The organism is Kitasatospora terrestris (genome assembly GCF_039542905.1).
GTDB classification, from domain to species: Bacteria; Actinomycetota; Actinomycetes; order Streptomycetales; family Streptomycetaceae; genus Kitasatospora; species Kitasatospora terrestris.
In genome coordinates this window covers 4,069,724-4,085,584 of record NZ_BAABIS010000001.1, presented here as the reverse complement: position 1 = coordinate 4,085,584, position 15,861 = coordinate 4,069,724, and the positions used below count along the sequence as shown (strand labels likewise).

At 71.4% G+C, this 15,861-nt stretch carries 14 protein-coding genes, 1 tRNA gene and 1 pseudogene; 10 read left to right on the top strand and 6 right to left on the bottom strand.

Annotated features, from left to right (window positions below):
- Positions 1 to 28 precede the first annotated feature (28 nt).
- Entirely contained in the window at positions 29 to 1,522 is a 1,494-nt protein-coding gene (locus ABEB06_RS18835) for an aminopeptidase P family protein (RefSeq protein WP_345698027.1), read from the bottom strand.
- Between the two features lie 238 nt (positions 1,523 to 1,760).
- Positions 1,761 to 2,600 carry an IS5 family transposase gene (locus tag ABEB06_RS18830; protein WP_345698026.1) on the bottom strand — a complete coding sequence of 280 codons (840 nt, stop codon included), beginning with the start codon at positions 2,598 to 2,600 and terminating at the stop codon, positions 1,761 to 1,763.
- A gap of 250 nt (positions 2,601 to 2,850) precedes the next feature.
- Between ABEB06_RS18830 and ABEB06_RS18825 the strand changes: the two genes are divergently transcribed.
- Complete coding sequence (locus ABEB06_RS18825; RefSeq protein WP_345701898.1) at positions 2,851 to 3,744, top strand: IS5 family transposase; 894 nt, start codon at positions 2,851 to 2,853, stop codon at positions 3,742 to 3,744.
- Between the two features lie 43 nt (positions 3,745 to 3,787).
- Here the strand turns inward: ABEB06_RS18825 and ABEB06_RS18820 are convergent, their stop codons facing one another.
- Entirely contained in the window at positions 3,788 to 4,183 is a 396-nt protein-coding gene (locus ABEB06_RS18820; protein ID WP_345698025.1) for a contact-dependent growth inhibition system immunity protein, read from the bottom strand.
- A 271-nt stretch (positions 4,184 to 4,454) separates the two neighbouring features.
- On the opposite strand from ABEB06_RS18820, the pseudogene ABEB06_RS18815 reads away from it, so the two are divergent.
- The 3 genes and pseudogenes from ABEB06_RS18815 to ABEB06_RS18805 all read left to right on the top strand — a co-directional run bounded on the left by ABEB06_RS18815 (position 4,455) and on the right by ABEB06_RS18805 (position 6,151).
- Positions 4,455 to 5,293: pseudogene (locus ABEB06_RS18815) on the top strand (IS5 family transposase).
- 210 nt (positions 5,294 to 5,503) lie between these two features.
- Entirely contained in the window at positions 5,504 to 5,887 is a 384-nt protein-coding gene (locus tag ABEB06_RS18810; RefSeq protein ID WP_345698024.1) for a hypothetical protein, read from the top strand.
- A 42-nt stretch (positions 5,888 to 5,929) separates the two neighbouring features.
- Positions 5,930 to 6,151 carry a hypothetical protein gene (locus ABEB06_RS18805; protein WP_345698023.1) on the top strand — a complete coding sequence of 74 codons (222 nt, stop codon included), beginning with the start codon at positions 5,930 to 5,932 and terminating at the stop codon, positions 6,149 to 6,151.
- Positions 6,152 to 6,325: 174 nt separating this feature from the next.
- On the opposite strand, the gene ABEB06_RS18800 is transcribed toward ABEB06_RS18805, so the two are convergent.
- Positions 6,326 to 6,411: transfer RNA gene (locus tag ABEB06_RS18800), tRNA-Ser, on the bottom strand.
- Between the two features lie 58 nt (positions 6,412 to 6,469).
- The gene (locus ABEB06_RS18795; protein ID WP_345698022.1) at positions 6,470 to 8,170 is read right to left on the bottom strand and encodes a S1C family serine protease; all 1,701 of its coding nucleotides are present in this window, start codon (positions 8,168 to 8,170) and stop codon (positions 6,470 to 6,472) included.
- A 407-nt stretch (positions 8,171 to 8,577) separates the two neighbouring features.
- Here ABEB06_RS18795 and ABEB06_RS18790 point away from each other — a divergent pair, with 407 nt between their 5' ends.
- Entirely contained in the window at positions 8,578 to 9,879 is a 1,302-nt protein-coding gene (locus ABEB06_RS18790; protein ID WP_345698021.1) for a purine-cytosine permease family protein, read from the top strand.
- 233 nt (positions 9,880 to 10,112) lie between these two features.
- Positions 10,113 to 11,177, top strand: coding sequence for an IS110 family RNA-guided transposase (locus ABEB06_RS18785; RefSeq protein ID WP_345698020.1), 1,065 nt, complete (start codon positions 10,113 to 10,115; stop codon positions 11,175 to 11,177).
- A 106-nt stretch (positions 11,178 to 11,283) separates the two neighbouring features.
- On the opposite strand, the gene ABEB06_RS18780 is transcribed toward ABEB06_RS18785, so the two are convergent.
- On the bottom strand, positions 11,284 to 12,258 hold the full coding sequence (locus ABEB06_RS18780; RefSeq protein ID WP_345698019.1) for a GlxA family transcriptional regulator: 975 nt from the start codon (positions 12,256 to 12,258) through the stop codon (positions 11,284 to 11,286).
- A 101-nt stretch (positions 12,259 to 12,359) separates the two neighbouring features.
- Here ABEB06_RS18780 and ABEB06_RS18775 point away from each other — a divergent pair, with 101 nt between their 5' ends.
- The 4 genes from ABEB06_RS18775 to ABEB06_RS18760 all read left to right on the top strand — a co-directional run bounded on the left by ABEB06_RS18775 (position 12,360) and on the right by ABEB06_RS18760 (position 15,754).
- Positions 12,360 to 12,953: an MBL fold metallo-hydrolase gene (locus ABEB06_RS18775; protein ID WP_345698018.1), complete on the top strand. Its 594-nt coding sequence runs from the start codon at positions 12,360 to 12,362 to the stop codon at positions 12,951 to 12,953.
- Between the two features lie 283 nt (positions 12,954 to 13,236).
- Positions 13,237 to 14,049, top strand: coding sequence for a glycerophosphodiester phosphodiesterase (locus ABEB06_RS18770; protein ID WP_345698017.1), 813 nt, complete (start codon positions 13,237 to 13,239; stop codon positions 14,047 to 14,049).
- A gap of 179 nt (positions 14,050 to 14,228) precedes the next feature.
- Positions 14,229 to 14,714: an ATP-binding protein gene (locus ABEB06_RS18765; protein WP_345701897.1), complete on the top strand. Its 486-nt coding sequence runs from the start codon at positions 14,229 to 14,231 to the stop codon at positions 14,712 to 14,714.
- Between the two features lie 62 nt (positions 14,715 to 14,776).
- A complete protein-coding gene (locus ABEB06_RS18760; protein ID WP_345698016.1) occupies positions 14,777 to 15,754 on the top strand; it encodes a DUF5926 family protein in 978 nt (325 codons plus the stop codon).
- The last annotated feature ends 107 nt before the right edge of the window (positions 15,755 to 15,861 follow it).

Below are 15,861 nucleotides of genomic sequence, written 5' to 3'. Positions count from 1 at the left end.
GGTGTCCGGTCCGGGGCCGGCCAGGTGATCAGCCGGCGAGCGAGGCCATCCAGGCCTCGACCTCGTCGGCGGTGCGCGGCAGGCCGGCGGAGAGGTTCTCGTTGCCGTCGGCGGTGACCAGGATGTCGTCCTCGATCCGCACGCCGATGCCGCGGTACTCCTCGGGGACGGTGAGGTCGTCGGCCTGGAAGTACAGGCCGGGCTCGACGGTCAGCACCATGCCGGGGACGAGCAGCGCGTCGACGTAGTTCTCGCGGCGGGCGTGCGCGCAGTCGTGCACGTCCAGGCCGAGCATGTGGCCGGTGCCGTGCAGGGTCCAGCGGCGCTGCAGGCCGAGCTCCAGGACCTTCTCGACGTCGTAGACGGCCGGGTCGAGCAGGCCCCAGGCGAGCAGCCGCTCGGCGAGGACGCGCTGCGCGGCGTCGTGGAAGTCGCGGAACCGGCCGCCCGGCTTCACCGCCGCGATGCCGGCCTCCTGCGCGTCGTACACGGCGTCGTAGATCTTGCGCTGCAGCGCGTCGAAACGGCCGTTGATCGGCAGGGTGCGGGTGACGTCCGCGGTGTACAGGTTGCGGGTCTCCACGCCGGCGTCCAGCAGCAGGAGCTCGCCGGGGCGGACGTCGCCGTCGTTGCGGACCCAGTGCAGCGTGGTGGCGTGCGGACCGGCCGCGGCGATGGAGCCGTAGCCGACGTCGTTGCCGTCGACCCGGGCACGGCGCCAGAAGGTGCCCTCGATCCAGCGCTCGGAGGTGGCGACGGCCTGGCCGAGCTCGCGGACCACGTCGGTGAAGCCCTTGACGGTGGCGTCGCAGGCGGCGCGCAGCTCCGCGACCTCCCACTCGTCCTTGACCAGGCGCAGGCCGGAGAGGAAGACCTTGAGCTCGTCGTCCTTCTCCTCGTCGAGCTGCGCGGTGAGGGCGGCCTCCAGGCCGGCGTCGTAGCCGCGGACGATCCGGGTCGGGACGGTGGCGGCGGCCAGCTCCTCGGCGGCCTTGCGGCAGTCGCGGGTGGGCAGGCCGTACAGCTCCTCGGCCTCGGTGAGGCTGTGCCGGCGGCCGACCCACAGCTCGCCGTGGCCGTCGAGCCAGAACTCGCCGTTCTCGCGGTCGGAGCGCGGGCGCAGGTACAGCGCGAAGACGTGGCCCTGCTCGCCGGCCGGCTCGGCGACGAGGACGGCGTCCTCGCTCTGCTCGCCGGTCAGGTGCACGTACTCGCTGGCGGCGCGGAAGGCGTAGTCGGTGTCGTTGGCGCGCACCCGCAGGTTGCCGGCCGGGATCACCAGGCGCTCGCCGGGGAAGGCGGCGGAGAGCTTCGCCCGGCGCTCGGCGGCGTACGCCGCCTGCGGCACGGGCTGCAGGCCGCGCAGCTCGGTGTCGGCCCAGCCGGACTTCATCGAGGCCGCGAGCTCGTCGGAGATCTCGCCGTAGAGCCCGTTCTTGCGGGACTTGATCGGCTTGTCCTCTTCCGCCGCGGCGGCTCCCTCGGGGTTCTCGGACACCGCCGGGGTACGGTCCTCGGTCACGTACGTCGCCTCCTTGCGCGCGTGGTGCCGCCGGTCGCGCACCCGGGTCGCGGGGGCGGCGGGCGGCCGTTGCGACCATGGTACGAAACAACCGTTCGGTACCGGGAGCCCCACCCCCGGCCCGCCCCCGGCCTCCGCGGGGGCGGCTAGTTGTACTGACCACGGAGGTTGGTGACAGGGTTCACGGCCAGGTGATCTTGAAATGAGTGACGGGGCGTTTCGTCCCTGGCTTTGGAGCTCAGGTTCCGCGCCAGGTCGGTGTGGTTTCGCCGGTGAGTCGGCGGGTCATGAGGCTGATCATGGCGACGTGGACCATGGCTTCGGAGCGGGCCGGGAGTGCCTCGTAGTCGCGGGCGAGGCGGCGGTGGTTCATGAGCCAGCCGAAGGTCCGCTCGACGACCCAGCGGCGGCGCTGGACGACGAATCCCCTGGTGGCAGGGTCGCGCCGGACGATCTCGAGGTCGATACCGAGAGCGGCGGCGTGTTCGACGACGGCGTTCTTGTAGCCCATGTCGGCCCAGGCCTTGCCGATGGTCGGGTGCTCGGCCGCGACGGCGGTCAGCAGCTGCCGGCCGGCGGTGCCGTCCTGGACGCTCGCGGCGGTGACCAGCACGACGAGCAGCAGACCGATCGTGTCGGTGACGATGTTGCGTTTCCTGCCGACGATCCGCTTCCCGACATCGGCGCCTTGGGTGGCGCTGGGAACGTTGGTGGAGGTCTTGATGCTCTGCGAGTCGATGATGCACGCAGTTGGTTCCGGATCGCGGCCCTCGGCGGTGCGGACCAGGCGACGCAACAAGCCGTTGAGCTGCTCGAACACCCCTTCCTTCTGCCATCGGGCGAAGTAGGCGTAGACGGTTTCCCAGGGCGGGTAGGCGTGCGGGAGGTAGCGCCAGGGGATTCCGGTGCGGTCGACGTACAGGATCGCGTCCAGCAGGTCGCGCAGGTCGTGCTCGGGCGGCCGGCCGAACGCCAGGGCCCGCTCGGTTCGGGCCTGGCGCCAGGCAGTGAGGGTGGGCTCGACGAGGGCCCAGCGGGCATCGGACAGGTCGCTCGGATACGGTCGACGATCCGTCATGATGACGGCATACTGCGGGATCGTCGCTCTGCCCAGGGCTTACGGTTCTCGGGAGACAAACATCTTCCAGTCTGGCTTTTTGGGATGAGACAAGAGGAAGCGCGCAGTTCCGGCAGACATTCGTACGCAGGCAGCCCTCCCGTCGCAGCAGCCTCTGGAGTTACCGCAGGAAAACTGGCCAGGCGGTCCGGAAACTGGGAGCAACTGGCTCTTTCGCGGGTGAAACGCCCAGTGAGACCGCGTTTGAGATCTGCCGTGTCTCGTTGCTGAAGGGTTCGTTGAGCTCACCGTGAGCGGTGTTGGGGGTGGGTATCCGTCGGACCTGGCGGACGAGCAGTGGGCGTTGGTGGAGCCGTTGCTCCCGCCGGCACGGGTGGGTCCGAAGGGCGGCCGGCGGGAGAAGCATCCACGGCGGCGGATCGTGGACGCGATCTTCTACGCGGTGCGGACCGGGTATGCCTGGCGGCAGCTGCCGAAGGACTTCCCGCCATGGCCGACGGTGTACTGGTACTTCACCTGGTGGCACGACGACGGCACCGTCGAGCGCATCCACGACGCCCTGCGCGGCAAGGTCCGGGAAGCCGACGGCCGCGACACGGAGCCGAGCGCAGGCCTGATCGACTCGCAGTCCGTCCGCACCGCCGACACCGTCCCCGCGGCCACCAGGGGCTTCGACGCGGGCAAGAAGGTCAAGGGCCGCAAGCGGTTCATCGTCACCGACACCCTCGGCCTGCTACTGGCTGTCCACGTCGTCGCGGCGAGCATGCAGGACCGCGATGGGGCGAAGCGGCCGTTGCTGTGGACCCGTCTCGACCACCCCGGCGTCAAGAAGATCTGGGCCGACCAGGGCTTCGCCGGCCGTCTGGTCGAGTGGACCGCCCAGATCCTCGGCCGCGACCTGGAGATCGTCCGCAAAGACCCCGGCCAGCGGGGCTTCCAGGTCCAGCCCAAGCGGTGGGCGGTGCAGCGGACTTTCTCCTGGCTCACCGCCAACCGGCGCCTGGCCAGGGACTACGAGACCAGTCCGGCCCACTCCGAGACGATGATCCGATGGGCGATGATCGGCATCATGGTCCGCCGGCTTACCCGGGGCCGGCCGGCAACCCGGCCTGGCCCACGACCGCTCGTGCGGCAATCCTCGTAGCGAGCCCGTCGACCCCTTGCCGGCGGCAGCTGCTGGCGCTGAGCTACCGAGCCAGGAACCCCTCGATCTCGCGTTCCAGGGCCGGCGGCACGTGGGCCAACTCCGAGGCGATCAGGCGGACCTCCTGTCCGAGGTCGGGGAACTCGCTCCAGACCTCCACACTCCTGGTGAGCACGGCGGCCAGCAGGTCGCCCTCGTACATGTCGCCTTCGACCAGTGGGTCGGCCCGGAGGACCTCCACTGCCAGGGGCAGGAGATAGGCAAGGCCCACGTCTTGCCTGATCAGCAACCGCATGTCCTCGACCGTCAGGCCGCCAATCGGCTTGCGCCGAAGCTCGCGCACGGTCGCCATCAGCCGGGTTTCCCCGCCCGACGGGGCCGACCAGCGGTCGCGCTCAAGCTCCTCAAGGGAACGGTCACGGTTCACGAGTCGAGTCACCGACCGATCGTCCCATGGCAGATCTCAAACGCGGTCTCACTGGGCGTTTCACCCGCGAAAGAGCCAGTTGCTCCCAGTTTCCGGACCGCCTGGCCAGTTTTCCTGCGGTAACTCCAGAGGCTGCTGCGACGGGAGGGCTGCCTGCGTACGAATGTCTGCCGGAACTGCGCGCTTCCTCTTGTCTCATCCCAAAAAGCCAGACTGGAAGATGTTTGTCTCCCGAGAACCGTAAGCCCTGGGCAGAGCGACGATCCCGCAGTATGCCGTCATCATGACGGATCGTCGACCGTATCCGAGCGACCTGTCCGATGCCCGCTGGGCCCTCGTCGAGCCCACCCTCACTGCCTGGCGCCAGGCCCGAACCGAGCGGGCCTGGCGTTCGGCCGGCCGCCCGAGCACGACCTGCGCGACCTGCTGGACGCGATCCTGTACGTCGACCGCACCGGAATCCCCTGGCGCTACCTCCCGCACGACTACCCGCCCTGGGAAACCGTCTACGCCTACTTCGCCCGATGGCAGAAGGAAGGGGTGTTCGAGCAGCTCAACGGCTTGTTGCGTCGCCTGGTCCGCACCGCCGAGGGCCGCGATCCGGAACCAACTGCGTGCATCATCGACTCGCAGAGCATCAAGACCTCCACCAACGTTCCCAGCGCCACCCAAGGCGCCGATGTCGGGAAGCGGATCGTCGGCAGGAAACGCAACATCGTCACCGACACGATCGGTCTGCTGCTCGTCGTGCTGGTCACCGCCGCGAGCGTCCAGGACGGCACCGCCGGCCGGCAGCTGCTGACCGCCGTCGCGGCCGAGCACCCGACCATCGGCAAGGCCTGGGCCGACATGGGCTACAAGAACGCCGTCGTCGAACACGCCGCCGCTCTCGGTATCGACCTCGAGATCGTCCGGCGCGACCCTGCCACCAGGGGATTCGTCGTCCAGCGCCGCCGCTGGGTCGTCGAGCGGACCTTCGGCTGGCTCATGAACCACCGCCGCCTCGCCCGCGACTACGAGGCACTCCCGGCCCGCTCCGAAGCCATGGTCCACGTCGCCATGATCAGCCTCATGACCCGCCGACTCACCGGCGAAACCACACCGACCTGGCGCGGAACCTGAGCTCCAAAGCCAGGGACGAAACGCCCAGTGAGTAAGGCCGACTGCACCCTTCCAGAGTCCGGATGGGGCCAACTCCTCCTGAACGGGAGTTCGCCACGGGTCGGCTCGCGGTGGACCGATGATGGGCAGTCCCACGAGAAGCGGGGGTTGAAGCGACGGGCGCGCAGTGCCACACGGCCGGTGCCGATTCCTCCCGTTCTCGTCCAGCTCTTGCGGGAGCACATCGAGGAGTTCGGCGTCGCGCCAGACGGGCGCCTATTCCAGGCCGCGGAGGGCGGTCTCATCCTCACCAAGGAGACCGCAGAGGTGTGGAAGGAGGCCCGCAAGCTGGTCCTGACGCCGGAGCAGGTCGCCAGCCCCTTCGCTGACGTGCCGTACTCCGCGCGGCACACCGCGGTCTCGGGCTGGCTGACCGCTGGCGTGGACAAGGCCGAGGTTGCCCGGCGGGCCGGGCACAGCATCGCCGTGCTCCTCCGGTTCTACGCGAAGGTCATCAGCGATCGTGAGGAGCACTCGAACGCCCTCATCGAGCGCTTCCTGAACGGTGAAGACCTCGATGAGGGCGTTCGAGGTGGCAGGCAGGCGCAGACGTAATCCGATGGCCGTCTTCTCCGCAGGGTCCGTAGGGTCGGTTGAATGACACACAACACTGTGGATCCGGCGACGATCACGCCGGAGATGGCTGATCAGATCCGCGCGTGGCGAGTCGATGAGGACTACAGCTGGCGCGCCGTGGCCCAGGCTGCGTCCGACCTGTGGGGCTCAGAATGGGGCAGCAACCAGCTCTACGGCGAAGACCTCTGCGTGGCTGCGGCGAAGGTGCTGGGCGAAAACCCGTACCGGGAACCGTGGAACTGACCTCCGCCAGGTCGTCCCCTGGGATCGGTGAGGGGCCCGGAAACGTTCCACGTATGTTCCACACGCACTGGATCGGGCCGGGACACGGGGTGCACACGGTGGGACAGGATGACGAAAGAGCGGGTGCCGACCGGAGTCGGCACCCGCTCTGACCTGGTGGTTCATCCACCTCGGCGGAGGGTGTGGGATTTGAACCCACGGTGACGCAAGGCCACGACAGTTTTCAAGACTGTTCCCTTAGGCCGCTCGGGCAACCCTCCTCGGCGGAGGCCAGCCTAACGGGTTCGGGTGGGTTCGGTGCACACCGTTTCGGACGGGTCAGCTGTCGCCCTTGCGCTCGCCGAGGGTGACGGTGGTCTTGTGGGGCTCGCCGTCGCGGGTGTACTCGACCTCGACCTTCTCGCCGGGCTTGTGGGTCCAGATCTCGCTGACCAGGGTCGGGCCGCTGTCGATGGAGATGCCGCCGAGCTTGGTGATGACGTCGCCGGGCTTGAGACCGGCCTGGTCGGCGGGGCCGCCGGGGGTGACGGGCGGGGTGCCCTTGACGGCGGAGGTCTGGATCTGGGCGCCGTCGCCCTTGTACTCGTCGTTGCGCAGGACGCCGAGGATCGCGTAGACGGGCGTGCCGTCCTTGATCAGGGTCTGGGCGACCCACTTGGCCTGGTTGATCGGGATGGCGAAGCCGAGGCCGATGGAGCCGGCCCGGCCGGAGCCCGAGCTGTTGGACTGGATCGCGGAGTTGATGCCGATCACGGCGCCCTCGGCGTTGAGCAGGGGGCCGCCGGAGTTGCCGGGGTTGATCGAGGCGTCGGTCTGCAGGGCGTTCATGTAGGACGCCTGGGCGCCGGTCTCGTCGCCGGAGGCGACGGGACGGTCCTTGGCGCTGATGATGCCGGTGGTGACGGTGCCTTCGAGGCCGTACGGGGCACCGATGGCGATGGTGGCGTCGCCGATGACGACCTTGTCGGAGTCGCCGAGCGGCAGCGGGGCGAGCTTGCCGGTGGGCGGGTTGTCGAGCTTGATGACGGCGACGTCGTATCCCTGGGCGCGGCCGACCACGGAGGCCGAGTAGGAGGAGCCGTCGGAGAACTTGACGGTCAGTTTGCCGCCTTCGGCCGCGGGGGCGACCACGTGGTTGTTGGTGAGGATGTGGCCCTCGGTGTCGAAGACGAAGCCGGTGCCGGTACCGGACTCGCTGGAGCCCTGGGCCTTGATGGTGACGGTGCTGGGCAGGGCCTTGGCCGCGATGCCGGCGACGGAGCCGGGGGCGCGGTCGAGGTTCTGCTTGCTGTCGCCGACGGAGACGGTGGTGCTGGTGTGGCTGTTACCGCCCGCGGAGCTGCTGCCGCCGTCACGGCTGGCGGCGCCGATCGCGCCGCCGACCAGGCCGGCCACCAGGGCGACGGCGGCGACCAGGGCGATCAGGCCACCGCGCTTGCGTCCGGGCTGCGGGCCGCCGGGGGCGGGGGTGCCCCAGGCGGACGGGTACTCGGGGGTGCCGGAGCCGCCGCCCGCGCCGTGGCCCCAGCCGCCGAGCGGCTGGCCGGCGCCGAAGGGGTGGTGCGGCTCACCGGGAGCGGCCGGGGCGGCGGGGTGGGTGCCGGGCGCCGGCTGGGCGAACGCGGCGGTGTCGGCGGTCGGCGGAACAGGCGCAGCGGGCACGGCGGACGCAGCGGGTGCGGCCGGCGCGGCGTACGGGTTGGCGGGCTGCTGCGGCGCGCCCTCGGCCGGTCGGGCGTAAGGGTCGGCCGGCGGCTGCGAGGCGGCGGGTGCCACCGGGGCGCCAGGGGCTGCGGGCGCGGCGGGCTCCGGGCTGTCGGCCTTCGCGAGCGAGGGCGCGGCGGGCGCGGCGGGCGCGGCCGGGGCCGCGGGGGCGGCGGGCGCGGGCGGGACGACCGGCGGCGGAGCGTCGATGTACGACGGCGGCGCGGTGTCGGGAGCGGGAGCAACGGCCTCGGAGCCGGTGGAGCTCTGCTGCTCCTCCGGCCCGGTGGAACCACTCGCGTGCTCGGTGCTCACGGACGACCTCCATAGCTGACAGGACCTTGGCCCATAGTTTTTCGCATAGCCGGTTCGGGCGCCGTAAGCGGCCTCCTGAAGAATCCATGAGAAGGCTTAGGCGCCGCTGACAACCCCTGCCGGTGGTCCCGGGATACGGACGGGTACCCCCTTGGCCTTGGCACTCTCCCCTCCTGGCGTTAGCCTGTCGCCCTTGTAACCGAAGAATCGCGGGAGCTTGGACCAACCAGGCTGAGAGTGCACCGGTTCGACCGTATGCCATGGCGGTGACGCCAGGGCGGTCGAGGGGGTGCAGACCGCCGGAACCTGTCCGGGTAATGCCGGCGTAGGGAGTATCGGCCATGACGGCTGTTTCGCCTGCCCCAATTTCCGAAGAGACCTCGTCGGCGCGTGCCGAGGCGCCGCTGGTGCTGGACACCGCGCCGCCGCGCACCCTCGACTTCCGGGCGCTGTTCGCGCTCTGGGCCAACCTCGGGGTGTCGCTGATCGGCTTCACCTCGGCGGCGACGGTGCTGGGGGCGCCGGGCCAGGAGCTGGGCTTCGCGGCGGCGGTGACGGCGATCGTCGCCGGTACCGCGATCGGTACCGCGATGCTCGGTGTGGCGGCGCTGATCGGCACTCGGACCGGCGCTCCGGCGATGGCGGTGCTGCGCGGTCTGTTCGGCACCCGGCTGTCGTACGTGCCGACGGTGCTGAACATCCTGCAGTGCATCGGCTGGGGCGTGTACGAGCTGACGGTGATCGCCTGGGGTGCCCAGACGGTGGCCGGGACCGAGGGCTGGCGCTGGCTGTTCGTGGTGCTGGCGGGTGCGCTGACCACGGTGCTGACCATCTGGCCGCTGGGTGCGATCGCGGTGCTGCGCAAGTACGTGGCGATCGCGGTGGGCGTGGCGATGGTGTACTTCACGGTCCAGCTGGGCCGGCAGGGCTTCCCGGACCCGGGTGCGGGCAACTGGGACGGCTTCCTGAAGGCGACCGACGCGATCATCGCGGTGTCGATCTCGTTCGTGCCGCTGGCCGCGGACTACACCCGGCACGCGCGGACCGCGCGGTCCTCGTTCTGGGGGACGTTCTCCGGCTACACGGTGGCGCAGGTGTGGTGCTACGTGCTGGGACTGATCGCGCTGCTGCAGTCCGGCGGGGACCCCGAGAAGATCTTCTCCTCGTTCACCGGGGTGGCGGCGGGCTGGGCGTTCCTGCTGGTGCTGGTGGTGCGGGAGACCGACCAGTCGTTCGCCAACGTGTACTCGACCGCGATGTCGGTGCACAACCTGCTGCCGCGGGTGGACCGCCGGGTGCTGACCGGCGGGATCGGCGTGCTGACCACGGTGCTGGCGCTGCGGATCCAGGAGTTCACCGACTCGTACTACGCGTTCCTGGGCCTGATCGGGTCGGTGTTCGTGCCGCTGCTGGCGGTGCTGGCGGTGGACTACTTCTTCGGCGCGGGTCGGCGGGGCTGGGACCTGGGGCAGGACGCGCCGTCCCGCTGGTCGATGCTGCTGCCGTGGGTGCTGGGCTTCGCCACGTACCAGTTCCTGGCGCCGACGGCGATCACCGCCGGGTGGACGGACTTCTGGACGAAGGCGCAGGAGGCGGTGCACTTCACGCCGCAGGCGTGGTCCTCGGCCTCGCTGTTCTCCTTCCTCGTGGCGGGCGTGGTGACCGCCTCGGTCGCGGCGCTGAACAAGCCGAAGCTCCAGGCCCTCTGACTGTGAGGATGTAGATCGCATCGCTCGGCGGTCTGACCCTCCCTCTGACTGACGCTTCGGCTGTCCTTCGGTTGAATCGTCGACCGTCCGAGCGGTGCCGCTATGCACGCGGCCGGTCGGGCGCCTGTGACTTCATAGGAGCCCGGCCAAAGGTCCCATCACAGTCTTGTCCTGCCGCCCGACCGGCGCGTGCCATCCCCCGCACGTCGTACGGAAGGACAGCAGGGCCCAGCATGTCAGACCACATAGCGGTCGTCGGCGGCGTCGACACCCACACCGACTTCCACCAGGCCGCCGTGATTGACTCCATCGGCCGCCACCTGGCGACCGAGTCGTTCCCCACCACACCCGACGGCTACCGGCGACTGCTGGACTGGCTGCGCTCGCACGGCGATCTGATGGCCGTCGGGGTGGAGGGCACCGGCGCCTACGGAGCCGAACTCGCCCGCCACCTACGGACGAACCAGGTCACCGTCGTCGACGTGGACCGGCCCGACCGCAGGGCCCGCCGGGCCAACGGCAAGTCCGACCCCGTCGACGCCTACGCCGCCGCGACCGCAGTGCTCTCCGGCCGGGCCGGCGGCACACCCAAGACCCGCGACGGCATCGTGGAGGCCATCCGGTCCCTGCGGGTCGTCCGCCGCTCAGCCATCAAGTCCCGCACCCAGACCATCAACCAGATCCGCAACCTCATCGTCACCGCCCCCGCAGAGGTCCGCGAAAAGCTGCGCGGCCTGCCCACCAGCGAGCTGATCAGACAGCTGGCCCGCTCCCGGCCGGGCACACACACCCACGACCCGGCGGGCGCGGTCAGGATCGCGCTGCGGCGCCTGGCCCGCCGCTACCAGTACCTCACCGACGAGATCACCAACGCCGACGCCGAGCTCAAACCGCTGGTCACCCAGGCGGCCCCCGAACTGGTCGCACTGTCCGGAGTCGGCACCGAGACCGCGGCCCAGCTCCTGATCACCGCCGGTGACAACTCCGACCGGCTCAGGTCAGAGGCGTCCTTCGCGCACCTGTGCGCGGCCGCCCCAGTTCCCGCCAGCTCCGGCCGCACCCACCGACACCGTCTCAACCGCGGCGGCGACCGACAAGCCAACAACGCCCTCCACGTCATCGCCCTGGTCCGGATGCGCCATGACCCACGCACCCGCGAATACGTCGCCCGTCGCACCGCCGAAGGCATGTCCAAGAAGGACATCCTGCGCTGCCTCAAACGCTTCATCGCCCGCGAGGTCTACAAGCACCTCGTCCAGCCATCAATCAGCCCCCAACCGCTCCTTCAGACCGCTTGACGATCTATAGGAGCTTCAGGCGCTCCGGCAGGCGCGCCGGCAGGCACGCCGGCAGGCGCGCTCCGCCGGGCCCTCCGAGGCGGCGGGCCGAGCACGCCGGGGCGGTCTACGGGCCGGTCGGGGCCGGCTCGGCGCGGGTGAAGGTGCGCCGGTAGGTGCGGGGCGGCACGCCGCGGCGGCGGACGAACTGTTCGCGCAGGACCGCGGCGCTGCCGAAGCCGGAGCGGCGGGCGACCTCCTCGACCGGGAGGTCGGTGGTCTCCAGCAGTTCCTCGGCCCGGGCCAGGCGCAGGCCGAGCAGCCAGGCGTGCGGGGTCGTGCCGGTGGCGGCGGTGAAGCGGCGGGCGAAGGAGCGGCGGCTCATCAGGGCGCGGCGGGCGAGCTCGGCGACCGGCAGCGGCCGGTCGAGGTGTTCACGGGCCCAGGCGAGGACCTCGGTGAGCCGGTCGTCGTCGCCGTCGTCGGGCACGGGGGCGGCCAGGTACTGGGCCTGGCCGCCGTCGCGGTGCGGGGGTGCGACGAGTTCCCGGGCGAGGGCGTTGGCGGCGGCCGCGCCGTACTCGCGGCGGACCAGGTGCAGGCAGAGGTCGAGTCCGGCGGCGGCGCCGGCGCCGGTGACCACGCTGCCCTCGTCGACGTAGAGGGCGTCGAGGTCGACGGTGGTGGCCGGGTGGCGTTCGGCGAGCAGGTCGGCGAAGCGCCAGTGGGTGGTGGCGCGGCGGCCGTCGAGGAGTCCGGCGGCGGCCAGTGCGAAGGTGCCGACGCAGTGCGCGGCGACCAGGGCGCCGCGCTCGTGGGCGGCGCGCAGGGCGTCGAGCGCGGCGGGCGGCGGCGGGGTGCGGAAGTCCGTCCAGGGCAGGGCGAGGACCAGGTCGGCCTCGGCGATCCGGTCGAGGCCGTGCTCGACGGTGAGCGGGGCGCCGAGGTCGGTGGGGACGGGGCCCGGCCGGTCGGTGCAGAGCGCGAAGTCGAAGCGCGGCAGGGCGGCGGGCGGGGCGCCGAACACCTCGCAGACCACGCCCACGGCGAGCAGTCCGGCTCCGGGCGGCAGGTAGGCGGCGACGTTGCGGAACGGCGGCATCCGGGCAGTCTGGCACGGTCGAGGGGCGTTGGCACGATTCCTGCGATCGGTGGCACGGCGGCCACTCGTCGCGTCCCGGTCGCCCCGGCAGGCTTGCTGCCATGACTGACGCACCGGTCGGCCGCAGCGCCGCCTACACGATCCTGACCACCGGCTACACCCTGTCCACCGGCCCCGGGGTGGCCGCCACCGTCTCCTTCGTCGAGGACGGGGACCGCCGGGTGGTGATCGACCCCGGCATGGTGGCGAGCCGCGACCGGATCCTCGGGCCGCTGGCGGAGCTGGGGTACGGCCCGGACGACGTGACCGACGTGGTGCTCAGCCACCACCACCCGGACAACGTGCTGAACGTCGGTCTTTTCGGCCGGGCCCGGGTGCACGACCACAAGGCGGAGTACCTGGCCGACCAGTGGGTGGACCGGGACGCCGAGGGGTACGAGCTGACGCCGTCGCTGCGGCTGATCCGCACGCCGGGGCACAGCCCGGAGGACATCACGCTGCTGGCGGGCACGGCGGACGGGGTGGTGGCGTTCGCCGGGGACCTGTGGTGGCGGCCGGACGGCCCGGCCGAGGACCCGGTGGCGCCGGACCGGGACGGGCTGCGGGCCTCCCGGGAGCGGGTGCTGGCGGCGGCCGACGTGATCGTGCCGGGCCACGGCGGCCCCTTCCCGGCGGACGAGCACGCGGTGCGGTGAGCACGCGGCGCGGCGAGCGGGCACCGTACGGCGAGCGGGCACCGTATGGCGGCCGGGCACCGCACGGCGGCCGGGCGCTGCCATGGGAAGCACCGTGCCAGGGGCAGTGCCAGCGCCTTGCCGTGGGCAGCGCCCTGCCATGGGCAGCCGCCGTGCCCGGGGCGCTCGGCAGCGCTCGTCGGGGCACGGTGCGCGGCCCGGCGCACGCCCCGGCGGAGCTGTTCACCCCGGGTTCCCCGTGGCGGTGCGGGGGCGTCACGGGAGCCCCAGTAGGGTGATTGACGTGGACACCCAGCCCCTCCCCGTTCCCGGCGCAGCCGCCCCGGCCGACCGCTCGGCCGTGAAGGTCATCGCGCACCGCGGTTCCTCCGCCGCCCTGCCCGAGCACACCGTCGCGGCGTACGCCCGGGCGATCGAGGAGGGCGCGGACGGGCTGGAGTGCGACGTCCGGCTGAGCGCCGACGGGGAGTTGGTGTGCGTGCACGACCGCACGGTGCGCCGGACCTCGGACGGGCAGGGCGCGGTCTCGTCGCTGACCCTGGCGCAGCTGTCCGAGCTGGACTTCGGCTCGTGGAAGTCGCCGCAGGCGCCGATCCCGGCGTCGATCCTGACGCTGAGCGCGCTGCTGGAGCTGGTGGCGGACGCCGGGCGGCGGGTGGAGCTGGCGATCGAGACCAAGCACCCGACCCGGTTCGCGGGCCGGACCGAGGCCGAACTGCTGCGCGTGCTGGAGCGGTTCGGGTTGATGCCGAAAGACCCCGCGGAGTCCTCGGTGCGGGTGATGAGCTTCTCCGAGCTGTCGCTGCACCGGGTGCGACGGGCCGCGCCGCAGGTGCCCACGGTGTACCTGCTGGAGCGGAAGCTGCCGGTGATCGGCCGGACCAGGGCGCTGCCGGGCGGCGCGCGGATCGCCGGACCGGGCATCGAGCTGGTGCGCCGCGACCCCGGGCTGGTGACGGCGCTGCGCCGGGCCGGGCACCGGGTGCACGTGTGGACGGTGGACCGGCCGGAAGATGTCGAACTCTGTCTGGAACTCGGCGTCGAGGCACTGATCACCAATCGGCCGGCCGAGGTACTCGCTCAGCTCGGTCGTTGAAAACGGTTAATTTCCAGCCGTTTTCACGACGGAACGTGAGCTGCGCATCACCTTTTGCACACCGTGTGTGGCGGTGCCCCGAAATGGCCGTCGACGATCGCCGAACGCCCGTTTCCGACGCATTACCAAGGGGCATCCATCCCTCGGCAGGAGCTGAAGGAGGTCCGGGGGTGGCGTTGATGGTGGCGCGTACTGTGCCAGTTGCAGCCGGGACGACCTCATCGGCGATGGCGGTTCCACACGGTCCGTCCAGCGTCGGCGTGGCCCGGCGCAGGCTGCGTACCGATCTCGGTGACCGCGCGATACCTGACGCGGTGATCGACGATGCGGTGCTGATTCTCTCCGAACTGCTCAGCAATTCCTGTCGGCACGCACGTCCGTTGGACGTCGACGAGGCGTCGGCCGATCAGGACGGAACGGTGCTGGTGCGGTGGGGAATGCGGCGGGACGGGCTGCTCACCCTGGAGGTGACCGACGGCGGCGCGAGCACCAGACCTCGGCCGGGCAGTCCGTCGGTGAGCGCGCACGGCGGCCGGGGGCTGAACATCGTGGGCGAGCTGGCCAGCGACTGGGGGGTGCGGCACGCACCCGGTCAGGTGACGGTGTGGGCGGAGCTGCCGGCGTTCGAGCAGGTCGGAGCGGCTGCGGAGCGGCACGGCCGCTGAGCGGGGCGCGTGAAGGTCTAGGCTGCGGGGAGCAACGTCGCCGTCCCCGGGAGAGCCGCACCATGGCCAAGAAGGCCGCCAAGAAGCAGACCGGTCAGTCCACCGCCGTCGAGGGTGACATCCCCGTCGTCGGTGCCCGTGAGGCGTGCCCGTGCGGTTCCGGCCGCCGGTACAAGGCCTGCCACGGCCGCCAGGCCGCCCACGCGGTGCAGGAGTTGGTGCACCGCCCGTTCGAGGGCCTGCCGGGCGAGGCGGACTGGGTGGCGCTGCGCGAGCTGGTGCCGGCCGCGACCGTGCCGCTGACGCTGGCCGCCGGGGTGGCGGAGTCCGCGGTGGGCGAGGTGCCGTCGGTGACGCTGGCGACCGTGCTGCCGCTGGCCTGGCCGGCGCTGCGCCGCCCGGACGGTTCGATCATGCTGGGCCTGCAGACCCAGTCCTCGTCGGGCGACCTGAGCCGTGACCTGGCGGAGGCGCTGGAGGCGGCCCTGGCGACCGAGCCGGGCAGCCCGGTGCCGGCCCGCCGGACCGGTGCGGGCGGCCGCCGCCTGCAGGAACTGCTGGACACCTCGGCCGAGTTCACCCCCGCGGTGCACACCGGTTTCGAGTTCTGGCTGGAGGACGCCGAGTCGGCGACCGGTGAGGTCGCGGCCTCGCTGGAGCGCGCCAACGCCTCGGCGATCCCCACCGAGAAGGTCACCAGCGTGGACTCCGCGTACTGGTGCGGCACCCCGGACAAGAACCACCTGCGCTGGGTGATGACCGTGCCGGAGGAGGAACTGCTGGACGCGCTGGCGCGCCTGTCCGCCGCGGGCACCTCCTCGCTGGGCGAGGGCACCAAGCTGGTCGGCTCGTTCCGCGCGCACGGCCTGACGGTGCCGGTCTGGGACCTGCCGCTGGAGATGACCGCGGACGACTGCGAGAAGCCGGCCGCCGAGTTCGCGCAGCGCCTCGCCGAGGTGCTGGCCGCGCCGGCCCCGCTGACCGCGGAGGAGCGTCGGGCGCGCGCCAACCTGGTGAGCCGTCAGGTCACGCTGAACTGATTCCGTTCCGGAATCGAGGCGCCTTCGAGTGACCTGCGTCACATTTATCCGGCCTGCGGAAAATTCCAAGACCCCGTCGGCGTGGACAAATTGGCGCGGAGGCGGAT